This is a genomic window from Maritimibacter sp. DP1N21-5 (genome assembly GCF_019218295.1).
Lineage (GTDB): Bacteria > Pseudomonadota > Alphaproteobacteria > Rhodobacterales > Rhodobacteraceae > Maritimibacter.
The window spans coordinates 86,843-101,742 of record NZ_JAHUZF010000006.1 but is presented as its reverse complement, the minus strand read 5'-3'; the positions used below and the strand labels follow the sequence as shown (position 1 = coordinate 101,742).

Here is a 14,900-nt window from a genome sequence, read left to right as displayed (position 1 = left end):
GGTGCAGTCGTAAGGCGGATCCTGATCCGCCTAGTTCACCGCATAGGGCAGCACATCGCGCGTGTCCGGATCGACCGATAGCTTGCGTTCCAGCGGCGGGACGGAGCGCTGGTGACACATCTTGCGTTCGCAGATCCGGCAGGAGATCCCGATAGGTTCGAACGCCTCGGCCCGCGTGATGTCGAGCCCGTCGGCATAGACAAGCTGGCCTGCATGGGTCACCTCGCATCCGAGTGCGATGGCGTAGCGCCGGACTGGTGCACCGAAGCGCCCGCCGGATTTGGTGACGTCGCGGGCGAGGCTGACATAGCGCACGCCATCGGGCGTTTCGGCAAGCTGACGCAGGAACTGGCCAGGCTGTTCGAACGCACGGTGCACGTTCCAGAGCGGGCAGGCCCCGCCGAAACGTGCGAATTGCAGTCTGGTGGCGGAGTGGCGTTTGGTGATCGTGCCCGCCTGGTCGACGCGGACGAAGAAGAACGGGACGCCCTTGGCCCCTGGGCGCTGCAGCGTCGAGAGCCGGTGGCAGACCTGTTCGATGGAGGCGCCGAAGCGCGTGGCGAGTTGTTCGAGGTCGTGCCGTGTTTCTTGCGCGGCGTGCAGGAACTGGCCGTAGGGCATGAGCGCAGCGCCTGCGAAGTAATTGGCAAGCCCGATTTTGGCGATGGCCCGTGCCTCTTCCGTCTGGAAGCGGGCGAAATCGAGGGTCGCTTCGAGCAGCTTGTCCTGCCGCAGCAGCGCCACTTGCAGCAGCAGTTGGAAGGTCTGGCTTTCCTGGCTGGCACGGTGGGACAGGATGAGTTTTCTGGCGTCGTGGTCGTAGCGCCGCAGGGTGTCGGTGTCTTCGAAACTGACCTCCACGCCGCCATGGGCGAGGGAAGAGACAGCAGCGACACGGATGTTGCGGTGGTGACCTTCGGTACCGGCGAAGTGTTCGGCGGCGCGGTCCACGGCGTCGATGTAGTTGTCGCAGTAGTGGAAGAAATCGCGCACTTCCTCCCAAGGGCTGGGGCGTGCGCGGGCGTCTTCGCGACCCAATGCTTCGTCGAGGGATGCGAGCCGTTCGTGGGTTTGGCGGTAGGCGCGGTGCAGTTCGAGAAAGGCGTGGGCGAGCGCTGGCGCATTGGAGGCGGCGAGCCGCAGGTCTGCCATGGGGGGCATGTCGCTGGAAAAGACGGGGTCGGACAGCGCCTCGCGCATGTCCGAGACGATCCGTTCCCCGTCGCCCGAGCTCAGCTCGGTCACGTCGAGGCCGAATTCCTGCGCCAGCGACAGCACGACCGTCGTGCTGACGGGCCGGTTGTTGTTCTCCATCTGGTTCAGATAGGGCAGGGAGACGCCGAGCTTGGCGGCGAAATCCTTTTGCGTGAGGCCGACGCGGGTGCGCACCTCGCGCAGCTTTGCTCCGGCATAGAGTTTTGGGGCGGCCATGGCGATCCGTCTTTGCAGATTTGCAGTGCGGCGACACTAGGTTTGCAAAGCTGTGGGCGCAAGAGTTACGCCACCGCCAGTCTCCGCTCGCGGCGATAGACCGCGCCGATGGCCAGTAGAGCGCAGACGCCTGTGATGCACATGATGTAGAGCAGGGGGTATGCGCCGGTTTCGGGCGTCAGTAGGAAGCCTGCCAGTGCCGAAAGGGCCGCGCCGCCGCCGATCATGATCGCGCCGCCCAGGCCCGAGGCGGTGCCCGCCAGATGCGGCCGCACCGACAGCATCCCCGCGGTGGCGTTCGGGATCACGAGGCCGTTGCCGAGGCCCACGAAGGTCATCATGCCGAAGAAGGACAGGGGCGTGCCCATGCCAACCACGAAGATGCCGAGGGATACGAATGTGCCGAACGCATTCGCGATGGAGCCCCAGAGGACCAGACGGTTCACACCGAAACGGGTTGCGTAACGCCCGCTGAGGCCGTTGCCGACGAAGTAGCCGACGGCAGGTGCGCCAAAGAAGAAGCCGAGGACCGCTGGCGTCATGCCGAAAACTTCGGTGCCCACGAACGGGGCGCCGCCGAGATAGGCGAAGAACGAGCCGGAGCAGAAGGCCGCCGCCAGCGAATAACCCCAGAAGCGGGGGGAGCGGAGGAGTTCCGGGTATTCCTTGAATTGTCCAATCAGCGATTTAGAAGAGGGCTGCGCCGTTTCGCCCACGTCCCGATGGACGAGCCACAAGAGCAAGGCGCCTGTGAAGAAGAAGAACCAGAATACCGACTTCCATCCCAGCCCTTCGTCCAGCAGGCCGCCGAAGAAGGGGGAGATCATCGGCACAACCGCCATGCCCATGGTGACGTATCCGATCATGGAGGCGGAGTGATCCTGATCATAGAGGTCGCGGATGATGGCGCGGCTCAGCACCATGGCGACGGCGATTATGGCCTGGCACATGCGGAAGAACAGGAAAACCTCTGCGCTGGGCGCATAGATGCAGCCCAGTGTTGCAAGCATGAACAGGCCAATTCCCCACATCAGCACCTTGCGCCGGCCGAGATTGTCCGAGATGGGCCCGATGATCGTCTGCATGATGGCCGAGACGGCAAGGTACAGCGCGACCGACAGCTGCATCAGACGATATTCGGTGTCGAAATAGGCCGTCATGTTCGGCAGGCTGGGCAGGAACATGTTCATCACCATGGCCGACACTCCGGCCAAGAGGATCAGCGTGATGATATGTGGCGGGGTCGTGCGGTCCAGAAATCGGACCTTGGGCGGCGCTTGCATTGGGCTGAGGTATGTCTGAGAAAGTGAACTGTCCAGTGCAGTGATGCACGCATAGGTGTGTTTTGCTGTTTTGCAATTTGCATCACCGCCACTGAATAAGATTTGCAAATATTCCGATTGATCCTTCAATCGCGCGTATGTGCACCTGTATAAGCCACCCAAACCACCAGCGGGGACAGCATGAAAGATATTCTGACCGAATTGGAATCACGGCGCGCGGATGCGCGTCTTGGCGGCGGGCAAAAACGGATCGACGCGCAACACGGGCGCGGCAAGCTGACCGCACGGGAGCGTATTGATCTGCTTCTGGACGAGGGATCGTTCGAAGAGTTCGACATGTTCGTCACGCATCGCTGCACCGATTTCGGGATGGAAAAGCAGAAACCTGCAGGCGACGGCGTTGTCACCGGCTGGGGCACGATCAACGGACGGCAGGTCTATGTCTTTTCTCAGGACTTTACGGTTCTGGGTGGATCCGTGTCGGCAACTCATGCAGCCAAGATCTGCAAGATCATGGACAAGGCAGTCGAGAACGGTGCGCCGGTCATCGGCATCAACGACTCAGGTGGTGCGCGTATTCAGGAAGGCGTCGACAGCCTTGCCGGTTATGGTGAGGTGTTCCAGCGCAACATCATGGCGTCGGGCGTGGTGCCGCAGATTTCCGTCATCATGGGCCCGTGCGCCGGTGGTGCTGTGTATTCGCCTGCCATGACCGACTTCATCTTTATGGTCAAAGACAGCTCATATATGTTCGTGACGGGTCCGGACGTTGTGAAAACCGTGACCAACGAACAGGTGACGGCCGAGGAATTGGGCGGCGCGTCCACCCACACCAAGAAGTCGTCGGTGGCCGATGCGGCCTTTGACAACGACGTGGAAGCACTGGCCGAAGTGCGCCGCCTCGTGGACTTCCTGCCCCTCAACAATCGTGAGAAGCCGCCCGTCCGCCCCTTCTTTGACGAGCCGGACCGGATCGAGACGAGCCTTGATACGCTGGTGCCCGACAACCCGAACGTGCCCTACGACATGAAAGAGCTGATCGTGAAGCTCGCGGACGAGGGCGACTTCTACGAGTTGCAGGAAGAGTTTGCCAAGAACATCATCACCGGGTTCATCCGACTTGAGGGGCGCACCGTGGGTGTTGTCGCCAACCAGCCCATGGTGTTGGCGGGCGTTCTGGACATCGACAGCGCGCGCAAGGCGGCACGCTTTGTGCGCTTCTGCGACTGCTTCGACATTCCGATCCTGACCGTTGTTGACGTGCCCGGCTTCCTGCCCGGAACGACACAGGAATACGGTGGCGTGATCAAACACGGCGCGAAGCTGCTTTACGCCTATGGTGAGGCGACGGTGCCGAAGGTGACGGTCATTACCCGCAAAGCCTATGGCGGTGCTTACGTTGTGATGGCGTCCAAACATCTGGCGGCTGATTTCAACTATGCCTGGCCCACGTCTGAGATTGCGGTGATGGGTGCCAAGGGTGCGACCGAGATCATCCACCGTGCCGATCTGGGTGACGCCGAGAAGACGGCGCAGCACACCAAGGACTATGAGGATCGCTTTGCCAATCCGTTTGTGGCGGCCGAGCGTGGGTTCATCGACGAGGTGATCCAGCCCCGGTCGACCCGCAAGCGGGTCAGCCGTGCCTTTGCGTCACTGCGCAACAAGAAGACTCCTATGCCGTGGAAGAAGCACGATAATATCCCGCTATAGGGGAATCGCACGGTGCGATCCCCAATACGGAAATGGAGAAAAAAGTGCGGTACATTCTTACTGTCCTAGTGATGTGTTTTGCGTTGCCTGCGATGGCGCAGCAGGAGCGTGAGTGTCGTGGTAAGCAAGCGTTCGACCTGGGCGACGGCTCCTATGGTTGTCTGCTCGAAGTAGGGACATCATCGATCACCACCACGCTGACCCGTGACGATGGCGCCAGTTCCCGATCAAGCAGGAACGCTGCGGGTGAGATCGTTGTCGCAATGTTCGGCAGTCATTCGGGGTCACGCCAAGTTGTTCGCAATCGTATGCTTGCGGTTTGCCGCACTTTCTTGCCTCGGGTGAAGCAGGAGCTTTCGGGACGTAACTACAGCCGGATCGTGATTCAACTGGTGTGGCCACGTGTCAAAAACACTGGAGACTTTGTTTCGGTGTCCAGTACTTCCGTTGATGTTCAGCCAGCATTCTCGAATGCGAACTGCCGCGGCATCCGGTTCTTCGGATGACGCAAGCCCCTCGCAGAATGTGTGCGGAACGCGCTTCTGTCAGAATTGGCGCAGCTTTGATTGCGTGGCGTCGCCGTGTCGTCGCTGATGCGGTCATCGGCGGACCTGCGAGGGACAAATCATGAGACGTCGCTGGCATCTCTTGAGTGACGGCGACAGCATTACGCTTTGCCGTCATTTGCCCGCGCGGTTTGATTTTGCGGCCCGTACTGTTTTGCCGCGCGGGAAGGCCATTCGACTGGCTCACCAGATCCGTCAGGATCTTTGGCGCGCATTGCAAAATGTACGGGGCTTTTCTCCGGTCGTGCGGCTGGAGAGCGTTGCCGAGGGCTGGCGCGTTACGGCGGGTGGACGTGCGGCTGGGCCGGTACCTGCGGTCGTTTTTGCACGCGCCGATGCAGTTTTGAATGACGCCTCCAACCGCGCGCGTTGGGTTCGCCATGCGGGGTGGCGGCCATGAGTTTGTGGAAAAACCAGGCTTTTGCGATCTCGCACGCGGATAGCGGCGCGTTCCAATCCGAAGGCCTCCGCCCCTTTTTCGAGTATCGTCAGCTTGGCATCTCCGAGGCGACCAAGGGCGCTTATGGTGCGCATGTGATCCGCGCCGTTCCCGGAATGGAGAGCTCCGGCACCTGGCATTCACATGATCTGGACTTCCAGATGGTCTACGTCATCAAGGGCTGGGTGGTGTTTGAATATCAGGGGCAGGGGGAACATGTGCTGCGTGCATGCTCCTGTGTTTTGCAGCCTCCAGGGATCGTGCACCGGGAGATTCGGCACTCTGACGACCTCGAATTGATTGAAATCACCTCGCCTGCGACCTTTACAACGCAAGAAGAAGATGCACGATGAAGGGTGACAGGCAACATACTGTGCCGAACGGAACAGTGCGACGGGTTATCACCGCACGCACAGCAGCCCCGGAGGGAGGAGCCCGGACCTGGAAACGGGAATGGGTCCGGGGCTGCGTTTCGGCCTTGATGCTTTATGCAACTCCATTGTTTGCCGAGGATGTGCCATCCGGCCAACCAGTTTCACTATCCGAAGTCCTGATCGATGAAGTTGGTGCTGAAATGTGGATGCGTTTCCGGTTTCTGGCGCCGGACATCGCACGGGAGTCGGGGACCGTGACTTACGCGGAAGCCGAGCCGGATTTTCAAGCGCTCTGCGATGGGTTTGCACTTTCATATATGTCCAACTTCGGATTGAGCGCAGACGTCGTTGTGATCTCGCTTATGGATCGACCTGTCGCTTTCGGTACGACTGATCCTGACGCGACACAGTTTTTCGAGGCCTTCCGTCCGGGGCCCAACGGTTGTGTCTGGGAGGCATTGTGATGGCTCAGCGGAATTTTGCATATGCGTCTTTGAGGCCACAACACGCGCAAGCCTGTCTGCACCCGTATCTTTCAGCCCGAAAATCACGTATATGCAGCCCAAGGGGTCCCCAAGACCCCCTTACCTCGCATCAGGCGCGTGATTTTGCGTGTCTGGAAGTTGACTACAGGAGAGACAGATGTCGAAGAGCATCAAAGTGTTGGGCATGGTTAGCCTCATGGTTCTGGTCGCAGCATGCGCCCGCAACAACAACGAAGAGTTCGTCGTTGTCGAGCCAGAGCCCATCAGCCAAGAGCCTGTCCACACGGGCAAGTTCAAGTAATTCTGCAGGGCGGGCGTTTCTGCCCGCCCTGACACCCCTCACCGCGGGGGGCAGCGCATGCTGAAACATCGCGGTTTCCCCGGTCGACTGACCGGCACAGACTTCCAATTCACAATTCGCCGTCCGAACCCCAAGGGGGTCACACCGCTGCAGCGGCGCGAACGTTTTGCCGATCGCAAACCGGCAGACCGGCGTGCGGATGCGGCGTTCATGGCTGCTTTGTGGGCACATTTCGGCACTGAACCGTTCGAGCGTGGCAATCTGGATGCAGGGCGCCTGTCCTGGCTTTTCGGGCGTGAAGTGATTCCGGCCACAGATCCCTTTGATCCTGCTGATTATGAAGCACTTTTGCAGATTGATGAGACTGCTGCGCGTGTGTCTTTCCCTGACGCTTTTCAAGAGGGGTGGGACTGATGTTGCTAGCTCTCATCGGCGCTTTCTTGCCGTCGAATTCCCGTATTTGGCGAAACATGGCTCATTCCCGCCGGTCCTCTCACAACCCCTTTGTGCGCGTCGAAAAAGCGTGCGAGCGTGATCAAGCAGCGCCGCTTCCCCAGGTTATCTGCGGCGTTGTGTACCATTTCCGTACCCCTTCCCCTGGTGGGCAGCACATGTCGCAAGACATCATGCTGCCCACCTTTTTTTTCGTGCCGTCGCGTGATGCTGCGGCAGCATCCTGCGCATCTGTGGTTCATATGGCGGATCGGCGGCAAACCGGTGTTCGCACCAGCCGGTTTCGGCGGTCTGGTGCGCGTTCCACCGCATGTCGGTGGGAACGATTGATCGACCGTGGCGTTTGTCACAGGACAAAGACGTCAGATAAAGGAAGATCATTATGCGTATCAAATTCGCAATCCTTGCCACCGCGGCCGCGTTCGGTCTGGCCGCCTGTGGTGACACGGTGGGTGAGCAGGCTGTCCTTGGTGGCGCCGTCGGCGGCGTCGGTTCCGCAGCACTTGGCGGCAACGCCGTTGCAGGTGCAGCGGTCGGTGCCGGTGCCAACGTGCTTTATTGCGACCGTTACCCAAGCCGCTGCTAACACCAGCGCCGCGCGCCTGACGCGCGTTTTTCAGTCACACGCGGAACGCCGTCTTGCCTCCGGGCAAGGCGGTGTTTTGCGTTTCAAGACCCAGAGAAGTGAGGCCCTATGTTCAACAAGATCCTGATCGCCAACCGGGGGGAGATCGCCTGCCGCGTCATCAAGACGGCGCGCAAGATGGGTATTCCCACCGTTGCCATCTATTCGGATGCCGATGCCAAGGCACTGCATGTGCAGATGGCGGACGAGGCGATCCATATCGGGCCACCGCCCGCCAACCAATCATATATCGTCATCGACAAGGTGATGGATGCGATCAAGCAGTCGGGCGCGCAGGCTGTACACCCCGGCTACGGCTTTTTGTCCGAGAACGCGAAATTCGCCGAAGCGCTGGAAGAAGCGGACGTCGCTTTCGTTGGCCCGCCCAAGGGCGCCATCGAGTCGATGGGCGATAAGATCACCTCGAAGAAAATCGCGCAGGACGCGGGCGTCAGCACGGTCCCCGGTTATATGGGCCTGATCGACGACGCAGACGAGGCCGTCAAAATCTCGACCGAGATCGGCTATCCCGTCATGCTCAAAGCCTCCGCCGGCGGCGGTGGCAAGGGGATGCGCATTGCCTGGAATGATGAGGAGGCGCGCGAGGGCTTCCAGTCTTCCAAGAACGAGGCGGCCAACAGTTTCGGTGACGACCGGATTTTCATCGAGAAATTCGTCACACAACCGCGCCACATCGAAATTCAAGTGCTCTGCGACAGTCATGGCAATGGCATCTATCTGGGTGAGCGCGAATGCTCGATCCAGCGGCGGAACCAGAAAGTGGTCGAGGAAGCGCCGTCGCCGTTCCTTGATGAAGCGACACGCAAAGCCATGGGGGAGCAGGCTGTCGCTCTGGCCAAGGCCGTCGGCTATGCCAGCGCCGGGACCGTCGAATTCATCGTGGACGGAGATAAGAATTTCTACTTCCTCGAAATGAACACCCGTCTGCAGGTGGAGCACCCGGTGACCGAACTGATCACGGGCGTCGATCTGGTGGAACAGATGATCCGTGTTGCTGCGGGCGAAAAGCTGTCGATCACCCAGGACGATGTGAAGCTGAACGGCTGGGCCATCGAAAACCGGCTTTATGCCGAGGATCCGTATCGCGGCTTTCTGCCGTCAATTGGCCGTCTGACCCGCTACCGCCCCCCGGCCGAGACCGAGAGCTACAGCCCCGGTGTGACCCCGGACAGCATTGTCGTGCGCAACGACACGGGCGTCTACGAAGGCGGCGAGATCAGCATGTATTATGACCCGATGATTGCCAAGCTGTGCACATGGGGCCCTGACCGTGCCACGGCCATCGAAGCGATGCGCGTCGCTCTCGACAGTTTCGAGGTCGAAGGCATTGGCCACAACCTGCCGTTCCTGAGCGCCGTGATGGACCATCCGAAATTCATTTCCGGTGACATGACGACAGCATTCATTGCCGAGGAGTATCCCGAAGGCTTTGAAGGTGTGGAGCTGGCCGAAAGCGACTTGCGCCGTGTGGCCGCCGCCTGTGCTGCCATGCACCGCGTCGCGGAAATTCGCCGCGCCCGCGTGTCTGGCCGCATGGACAACCACGAGCGCAAGGTAGGCAAGGACTGGAACGTCACGTTGCAGGGGCAGTCCTATGACGTGGTTGTCAACGCCGACCACGATGGGGCGACCGTTTCGTTCAATGGGACGGCGGTTCGTGTCGCGGGCGATTGGACGCCGGGGGATCAACTGGCGGAGATGACCGTCGATGGTGCACCGCTTGTTCTGAAAGTGGGCAAGGTATCGGGCGGGTTCCGCATCCGCACCCGCGGTGCCGACCTGAAGGTGCATGTCCGCTCACCGCGGCAGGCCGAACTGGCACGCCTGATGCCCGAGAAGCTGCCGCCGGATACGTCCAAGATGCTGCTCTGCCCCATGCCGGGCTTGGTCGTGAAGATCGACGTGGCCGAGGGTGACGAGGTGCAGGAGGGGCAAGCGCTTTGCACGATCGAGGCGATGAAGATGGAAAACATCCTGCGCGCCGAGAAGAAGGGCATCGTGTCCAAGATCAACGCAGGCGCGGGCGACAGCCTGGCCGTCGATGATGTGATCATGGAATTCGAGTGAGTGCGGCCCGTCATATCCTTGACGGGTTGGCGGCCGTTGACCCCCGCATCTGGCAAGCTGTCATTGCGGGGCTCTTCGTCGCCGTGGGGTGGATCGTAAACGGCAGGCAAAACCGCCGTGCGGCTGCCCGGCTGCGGCATGAGCAGCGCGAGGATGTTCAGCGCGCGCTTGTGGCCGAGATAAAGCATTACCTTGAAGTGCTGGAAAGCGAGGATTTCGATGCTGTCTGGGAGGCGATGCAGCCCCGCATCGCTGCGGGCTACGTGCCGTTTTTGCCCACGGAATACAACGACATGGTGTTCCAGTCGGTCCTTGAGAACATCCACATCCTGCCGAAATCAATCATTGATCCGGTTGTGAAATACTACTCGCAACTCAATGCCATCGAGGTGCAGATCGCGGACTCACGGCTCAAACCATTTGTCGAAGGCACGGATACGGCCAGCCGCAAACGGCGTGAGATTGCTTACTTTGAGTATTTGCAGATGAAGCAACGCGCACGGACCTACGCGGTGGAAGCGTTGCGCCAGATGGGCGCCGATCCGGTCGTCAGTAACCCGGGCTCGGCCCGTTCCGACCAGTGACGGGAGTGGTACGTTTGGGTGTATCCGACATATCCGTCTCCTTTCCTCTTACGGTGCAGCCATCCCGTGACTGCATAAACAATATAGGCTGTGCACCGGTTTTTCACAAGCACAAGGGCACAGCTAGCCCGCAATCGTTAACGTGCTGTGACGCAGGCGTTCAGCTACCCCGCCCGCGCCGTTCCCGGATTTCGCGTTGCCGGATCGGCATCTTGTCGATGGAGCGTGTGATTTCGCGGACGTCCCATGGGAAGGGCTTGCGCTGTATAACGCCACCATCCTTGGCAACAATGACCAGCATGAAGCCGCGCGGGCGGAATTTCAGTCGCAAATCGCTGTCCACAGAGGGGTCTGTGTCCGTCAGCACGATCACATCCCGTTCGGCCAATTCATCAGCGCGATCTTCCAGAAAATCCATCTGTTGTCCGAAGTTTGGATCGTTCGGGCTGTCGGCAAACACGATGATCGGCCGCTTTTCCCAGACAAATTCGCTCAAATCCGGGACATTGCCGGTGACAAAGATGGAAGGCTCGGGCGCGTCATCACTTGCTGCAGCGACGACGGAACCGCCGAAAAGTCCAACCAGAACAATGGGTAGTAGCTGTTTCATCTGCCCTCCTGCTGGGATCAATGTAGCGGCTTTTTCCCCGATTGCGACGGCTGCTCGCGTCAATTTTAGCTTTAATCGCTCCGCAAGGCTTGCCGTGCGATCGCTGACCCATCTGCGCCGGCCCAACACGGGGCGATCGGCGCGCAGGGCAAGGGATCGCGGCGGCATGAAAGTTACACTGCACATTGGGGCGCACCGGACAGGAACGACATCCTTTCAGGCTTACGTCCGGCAAAACGCGGACTTCATGCGTGCCCGGCGCCTGGGCTTCTGGGGGCCACTGCGGACCCGGAAGGGATTGTTCTCCGGTGTTCTGCCATCGCCGACATCAACGCCCCAAATGACGCGCAGGGCCCGTGGGCGTGTCTTGTTGCACCTGAACAAGGCCGAGCGGAATGGCACGAAATCGCTGATCATCTCGGATGAAAACATGATTGGCACGATGCGTCGAAACATGCGTCGGCGGTCGCTTTATGACGACGTGGGAGAGCGCATGGCGCGCTATGCCGCGGCCTTCGATGGACGGATAGATACGGTCGTCTTGTCGATCCGGTCGTTGAACCACTACTGGGCCTCGGCTGCGGCGTATAGCATGGCGCGCGGCCATGCGACGCTGGAGCCTGATCAATGTGTGCGCATCGCATTTGGCGCGCGTGCATGGCGGGACGTGGTGATGGATGTTGCCTGCGCTGTCCCGTCCGCGCGCCTTATCGTTGTGCCGTTCGAGCGCACCGCGGGGCGGCCTGATGCAATGTTCCGGGCGATGACCGGTCTGCACGGCCCGCGCGCCGGAGCCGAAACCTGGCTGAACCGGTCACCCGGCGTGACCCAACTGCGCGGGATCCTCGCCGAACGCGGGAACGATCCCGACATGATCCGGGGCAGCTCCGAAAGCTGGGCGCCTTTTGACCCCGCCGCAAGCGCAGCCATGCGCGAAGCGTATCTCGATGACATCCACTGGCTGACGGCCGGTGCCGACGGACTTGCAACACTGACAGAGGATTTGGGCCAGAGAGGAGCGGGGCAAACCCTGCCGCATGGCCCGCTGACAAGAGGACATGGATATGACAACCAAGAAAGACGATTGGCAGAACCTCGCGGAGGGTGAGCTGCGCGGCCGCCCGGTCGAGGATCTGACCTGGAACACGCTTGAAGGGATCGACGTTGCGCCGATCTATACGGCTGACGACCTGGAAGGCGTGGATCACCTGGGCACAATCGCCGGAGAAGCGCCGTTCACGCGGGGTGTGAAAGCCACCATGTACGCGGGCCGTCCTTGGACCATCCGGCAATATGCGGGCTTTTCAACAGCCGAAGAATCCAACGCCTTCTACCGTCGTGCGCTTGCTTCGGGCCAGCAAGGCGTGTCCGTGGCCTTCGACCTCGCCACCCACCGCGGCTATGACAGCGATCATGAGCGTGTCGTCGGCGATGTGGGCAAGGCCGGCGTTGCCATCGACAGCGTCGAGGACATGAAGATCCTGTTCGACGGCATCCCGCTCGACAAGGTGTCCGTGTCGATGACCATGAACGGGGCGGTCATCCCGATCCTCGCCAACTTCATCGTCGCAGGGGAAGAGCAGGGCGTGGACCGCGCGCAACTGTCCGGCACCATCCAGAACGACATCCTCAAGGAGTTCATGGTCCGCAACACCTACATCTATCCGCCCGAACCCTCGATGCGGATCATCGCGGACATCATCGAATACACCTCGAATGAGATGCCGAAGTTCAACAGCATCTCGATCAGCGGCTACCACATGCAGGAAGCGGGCGCGAACCTGGTTCAGGAGCTCGCCTTTACCCTCGCTGACGGGCGCGAATACGTGCGTGCCGCCATCGCGCGGGGCATGGATGTGGACAAGTTCGCCGGGCGGCTGTCCTTCTTCTTTGCCATTGGCATGAACTTCTTCATGGAAGCCGCCAAGCTGCGGGCCGCGCGTCTGCTGTGGCACCGCATCATGTCCGAGTTCGAGCCGAAGAATCCGAAATCCATGATGCTGCGCACGCATTGCCAGACCAGCGGTGTAAGCTTGCAGGAGCAGGACCCCTACAACAACATCGTGCGTACCGCGTTCGAGGCGATGAGCGCTGTGCTGGGCGGCACCCAATCGTTGCACACCAACAGTTTTGACGAAGCCATTGCTTTGCCAACGCAATTCTCAAGCCGCATCGCGCGGAATACGCAGCTCATCCTGCAGAACGAGACGGGCGTGACCAATGTCGTCGACCCGTTGGCGGGTTCTTACTACGTCGAAAAGCTGACCCACGACCTGGCAACCGAAGCCTGGAAACTGATCGAAGAGGTCGAGGAGATGGGCGGCATGACAAAGGCCGTCGGCTCCGGCATGCCCAAGCTGCGCATCGAGGAGGCGGCTGCACGCCGTCAGGCCATGATCGACAAGGGTGACGAGGTGATCGTCGGCGTCAACAAGTTCCGGCTCGAGAAAGAGGACGAGATCGACATCCTCGACATCGACAACGCCGCCGTGCGCGAAAGCCAGATTGCGCGGCTGACTCGCATCCGGTCGGAGCGGGACGAGGATGCCTGCCAGGCCGCCCTGGAGGCGCTCAGCGCCGTGGCAGCCGCAGACGGTAACTTGTTGGAAGCCGCGGTAAACGCGGCGCGGGCACGTGCAACGGTGGGAGAGATCAGCATGGCCATGGAAAAAGAGTTCGGTCGCCACCGGGCAGAGGTGAAGACGCTCGCCGGAGTGTACGGTGCCGCCTACGAGGGCGACGAAGGCTTTGCCGCGATCCAGAAATCGGTCGAGGACTTCGCAGAAGCCGAAGGCCGCCGCCCGCGTATGCTGGTGGTCAAGATGGGCCAGGATGGGCACGACCGCGGGGCCAAGGTGATCGCGACGGCTTTTGCCGATATCGGCTTCGACGTCGATGTGGGGCCGTTGTTCCAGACCCCTGCAGAAGCGGCACAGGACGCCATCGACAACGATGTGCACGTGATCGGCATCTCGTCACAGGCGGCAGGGCACAAGACGCTGGCGCCGCAACTGGTGCAGGCACTGAAAGATGCGGACGCCGAGGACATCATCGTGATCTGTGGCGGGGTCATTCCGCAACAGGACTATCAGTTTCTCTATAATGCAGGGGTAAAGGCGATCTTTGGCCCCGGCACCAACATCCCGGATGCCGCGCAGGAAATCCTGTCGATCCTGCGCAACGATACCTGACAAAAAAGGGCCGCCTTCAGGGGCGGCCCTTTGTGTTTGAGCGGATGTTTATCAGTTGCGTGACGGGAAGATACCGGTCAACGCAATACACGGGCGCAGCACCAGAACCGGGTCCTGCAAGGGAACCGATTGGTTGCTGCCTGTGAACGTGATCGAATTCGTGTTCATGGTCGTGTTCGGATTCAGGTTGGAATAGATGTTGATGTCCGGATTTGGGTTGCCGGGTGCATTAAAGTCCGGGGTTGCCAGCGTGTCCCCGCCGGGGCCGGCTGCATCTGCATAGCCGCCACCTGCTTGGTCATTCTTATTCACACCACGCAAGAGGTGGTTGTGCGACGGCAATTGCGCGGCTGTCAAATTCGTGAATTCAAAGCCCTTTTTCTGGCCAAGAATTGCCGGGCTCAGACCGGGCCCGGTGCCCTGACCCATCGCCGTGCGTCCGCTCAGGTCTGGGAGGCCGAAAGTCGTTCGTCCGTCGCCGCCGTAGTTGGTGCCAAGGAGCGAGAACAAAGCGCTGTACTGGGAAATTGCCAGAAGCCGCCCATCCGTCTCTGCCCAACCACGAGGACAGAATGTGTAGGGGAACCAGGTGATCTGACCAAGAAATTGATCCGCCGCCTGGGCCTGCGCTTGTTGTGGAGTGAATGTCAGTGATGCTGCAACCGTCGCAGCCGCAGCCAGTGATGTGGTGAGTTTCAGAAGATGTTTCATTCCGGTGCCTTTCCCGCACCATTCGCTGAAAACCGCTCGAACGAAT

Annotated in this window: 15 protein-coding genes; 11 read left to right on the top strand and 4 right to left on the bottom strand. The window is 60.4% G+C overall.

Features of this window, described 5'->3' with window-relative positions:
• Positions 1 to 30 precede the first annotated feature (30 nt).
• Together KJP29_RS08100 and KJP29_RS08095 are read right to left on the bottom strand one after the other, a co-directional pair.
• Complete coding sequence (locus tag KJP29_RS08100; protein WP_218463082.1) at positions 31 to 1,431, bottom strand: short-chain fatty acyl-CoA regulator family protein; 1,401 nt, start codon at positions 1,429 to 1,431, stop codon at positions 31 to 33.
• A 65-nt stretch (positions 1,432 to 1,496) separates the two neighbouring features.
• Positions 1,497 to 2,714 carry a multidrug effflux MFS transporter gene (locus tag KJP29_RS08095; RefSeq protein WP_218464882.1) on the bottom strand — a complete coding sequence of 406 codons (1,218 nt, stop codon included), beginning with the start codon at positions 2,712 to 2,714 and terminating at the stop codon, positions 1,497 to 1,499.
• A gap of 180 nt (positions 2,715 to 2,894) precedes the next feature.
• Here KJP29_RS08095 and KJP29_RS08090 point away from each other — a divergent pair, with 180 nt between their 5' ends.
• The 9 genes from KJP29_RS08090 (at position 2,895) to KJP29_RS08050 (ending at position 10,342) form a co-directional block, all read left to right on the top strand.
• On the top strand, positions 2,895 to 4,427 hold the full coding sequence (locus KJP29_RS08090; protein ID WP_039682631.1) for an acyl-CoA carboxylase subunit beta: 1,533 nt from the start codon (positions 2,895 to 2,897) through the stop codon (positions 4,425 to 4,427).
• A 44-nt stretch (positions 4,428 to 4,471) separates the two neighbouring features.
• Positions 4,472 to 4,933, top strand: coding sequence for a hypothetical protein (locus KJP29_RS08085; RefSeq protein ID WP_218463081.1), 462 nt, complete (start codon positions 4,472 to 4,474; stop codon positions 4,931 to 4,933).
• Positions 4,934 to 5,389: 456 nt separating this feature from the next.
• Positions 5,390 to 5,785: a cupin domain-containing protein gene (locus tag KJP29_RS08080; protein WP_218463080.1), complete on the top strand. Its 396-nt coding sequence runs from the start codon at positions 5,390 to 5,392 to the stop codon at positions 5,783 to 5,785.
• Positions 5,782 to 6,270: a DUF6497 family protein gene (locus tag KJP29_RS08075; protein ID WP_370630851.1), complete on the top strand. Its 489-nt coding sequence runs from the start codon at positions 5,782 to 5,784 to the stop codon at positions 6,268 to 6,270. Before KJP29_RS08080 ends, KJP29_RS08075 begins: the two co-directional genes overlap by 4 nt.
• Before the next feature lie 178 nt (positions 6,271 to 6,448).
• Entirely contained in the window at positions 6,449 to 6,592 is a 144-nt protein-coding gene (locus KJP29_RS08070; protein ID WP_172839352.1) for a hypothetical protein, read from the top strand.
• Between the two features lie 57 nt (positions 6,593 to 6,649).
• Positions 6,650 to 7,006, top strand: a complete 357-nt coding sequence (locus KJP29_RS08065; RefSeq protein ID WP_218463079.1) for a hypothetical protein — start codon at positions 6,650 to 6,652, stop codon at positions 7,004 to 7,006.
• A 421-nt stretch (positions 7,007 to 7,427) separates the two neighbouring features.
• A complete protein-coding gene (locus tag KJP29_RS08060; RefSeq protein ID WP_218463078.1) occupies positions 7,428 to 7,631 on the top strand; it encodes a hypothetical protein in 204 nt (67 codons plus the stop codon).
• A 108-nt stretch (positions 7,632 to 7,739) separates the two neighbouring features.
• Positions 7,740 to 9,758 carry an acetyl/propionyl/methylcrotonyl-CoA carboxylase subunit alpha gene (locus KJP29_RS08055; RefSeq protein WP_218463077.1) on the top strand — a complete coding sequence of 673 codons (2,019 nt, stop codon included), beginning with the start codon at positions 7,740 to 7,742 and terminating at the stop codon, positions 9,756 to 9,758.
• Positions 9,755 to 10,342 carry a hypothetical protein gene (locus KJP29_RS08050; protein WP_218463076.1) on the top strand — a complete coding sequence of 196 codons (588 nt, stop codon included), beginning with the start codon at positions 9,755 to 9,757 and terminating at the stop codon, positions 10,340 to 10,342. Before KJP29_RS08055 ends, KJP29_RS08050 begins: the two co-directional genes overlap by 4 nt.
• 160 nt (positions 10,343 to 10,502) lie before the next feature.
• On the opposite strand, the gene KJP29_RS08045 is transcribed toward KJP29_RS08050, so the two are convergent.
• The gene (locus tag KJP29_RS08045) at positions 10,503 to 10,952 is read right to left on the bottom strand and encodes a DUF4174 domain-containing protein (RefSeq protein WP_218463075.1); all 450 of its coding nucleotides are present in this window, start codon (positions 10,950 to 10,952) and stop codon (positions 10,503 to 10,505) included.
• 94 nt (positions 10,953 to 11,046) lie between these two features.
• On the opposite strand from KJP29_RS08045, the gene KJP29_RS08040 reads away from it, so the two are divergent.
• Complete coding sequence (locus KJP29_RS08040) at positions 11,047 to 12,060, top strand: hypothetical protein (protein WP_370630850.1); 1,014 nt, start codon at positions 11,047 to 11,049, stop codon at positions 12,058 to 12,060.
• Positions 12,017 to 14,143 carry a methylmalonyl-CoA mutase gene (gene scpA / locus KJP29_RS08035; RefSeq protein ID WP_218463074.1) on the top strand — a complete coding sequence of 709 codons (2,127 nt, stop codon included), beginning with the start codon at positions 12,017 to 12,019 and terminating at the stop codon, positions 14,141 to 14,143. Before KJP29_RS08040 ends, scpA begins: the two co-directional genes overlap by 44 nt.
• A 51-nt stretch (positions 14,144 to 14,194) precedes the next feature.
• On the opposite strand, the gene KJP29_RS08030 is transcribed toward scpA, so the two are convergent.
• Positions 14,195 to 14,854 (bottom strand): phage tail protein, encoded by a 660-nt coding sequence (locus KJP29_RS08030; RefSeq protein WP_218463073.1) that lies wholly within the window; start codon positions 14,852 to 14,854, stop codon positions 14,195 to 14,197.
• Positions 14,855 to 14,900: the final 46 nt, after the last annotated feature.

Coding starts and splice junctions, on each gene's coding strand:
- KJP29_RS08060 (WP_218463078.1), top strand. CDS start 7,428: ATGCGTATCAAATTCGCAATCCTTGCCACCGCGGCCGCGTTCGGTCTG.
- KJP29_RS08045 (WP_218463075.1), bottom strand. CDS start 10,952: ATGAAACAGCTACTACCCATTGTTCTGGTTGGACTTTTCGGCGGTTCC.
- KJP29_RS08080 (WP_218463080.1), top strand. CDS start 5,390: ATGAGTTTGTGGAAAAACCAGGCTTTTGCGATCTCGCACGCGGATAGC.
- KJP29_RS08090 (WP_039682631.1), top strand. CDS start 2,895: ATGAAAGATATTCTGACCGAATTGGAATCACGGCGCGCGGATGCGCGT.
- KJP29_RS08055 (WP_218463077.1), top strand. CDS start 7,740: ATGTTCAACAAGATCCTGATCGCCAACCGGGGGGAGATCGCCTGCCGC.
- KJP29_RS08075 (WP_370630851.1), top strand. CDS start 5,782: ATGAAGGGTGACAGGCAACATACTGTGCCGAACGGAACAGTGCGACGG.
- KJP29_RS08030 (WP_218463073.1), bottom strand. CDS start 14,854: ATGAAACATCTTCTGAAACTCACCACATCACTGGCTGCGGCTGCGACG.
- KJP29_RS08095 (WP_218464882.1), bottom strand. CDS start 2,714: ATGCAAGCGCCGCCCAAGGTCCGATTTCTGGACCGCACGACCCCGCCA.
- KJP29_RS08100 (WP_218463082.1), bottom strand. CDS start 1,431: ATGGCCGCCCCAAAACTCTATGCCGGAGCAAAGCTGCGCGAGGTGCGC.
- scpA (WP_218463074.1), top strand. CDS start 12,017: ATGACAACCAAGAAAGACGATTGGCAGAACCTCGCGGAGGGTGAGCTG.
- KJP29_RS08070 (WP_172839352.1), top strand. CDS start 6,449: ATGTCGAAGAGCATCAAAGTGTTGGGCATGGTTAGCCTCATGGTTCTG.
- KJP29_RS08065 (WP_218463079.1), top strand. CDS start 6,650: ATGCTGAAACATCGCGGTTTCCCCGGTCGACTGACCGGCACAGACTTC.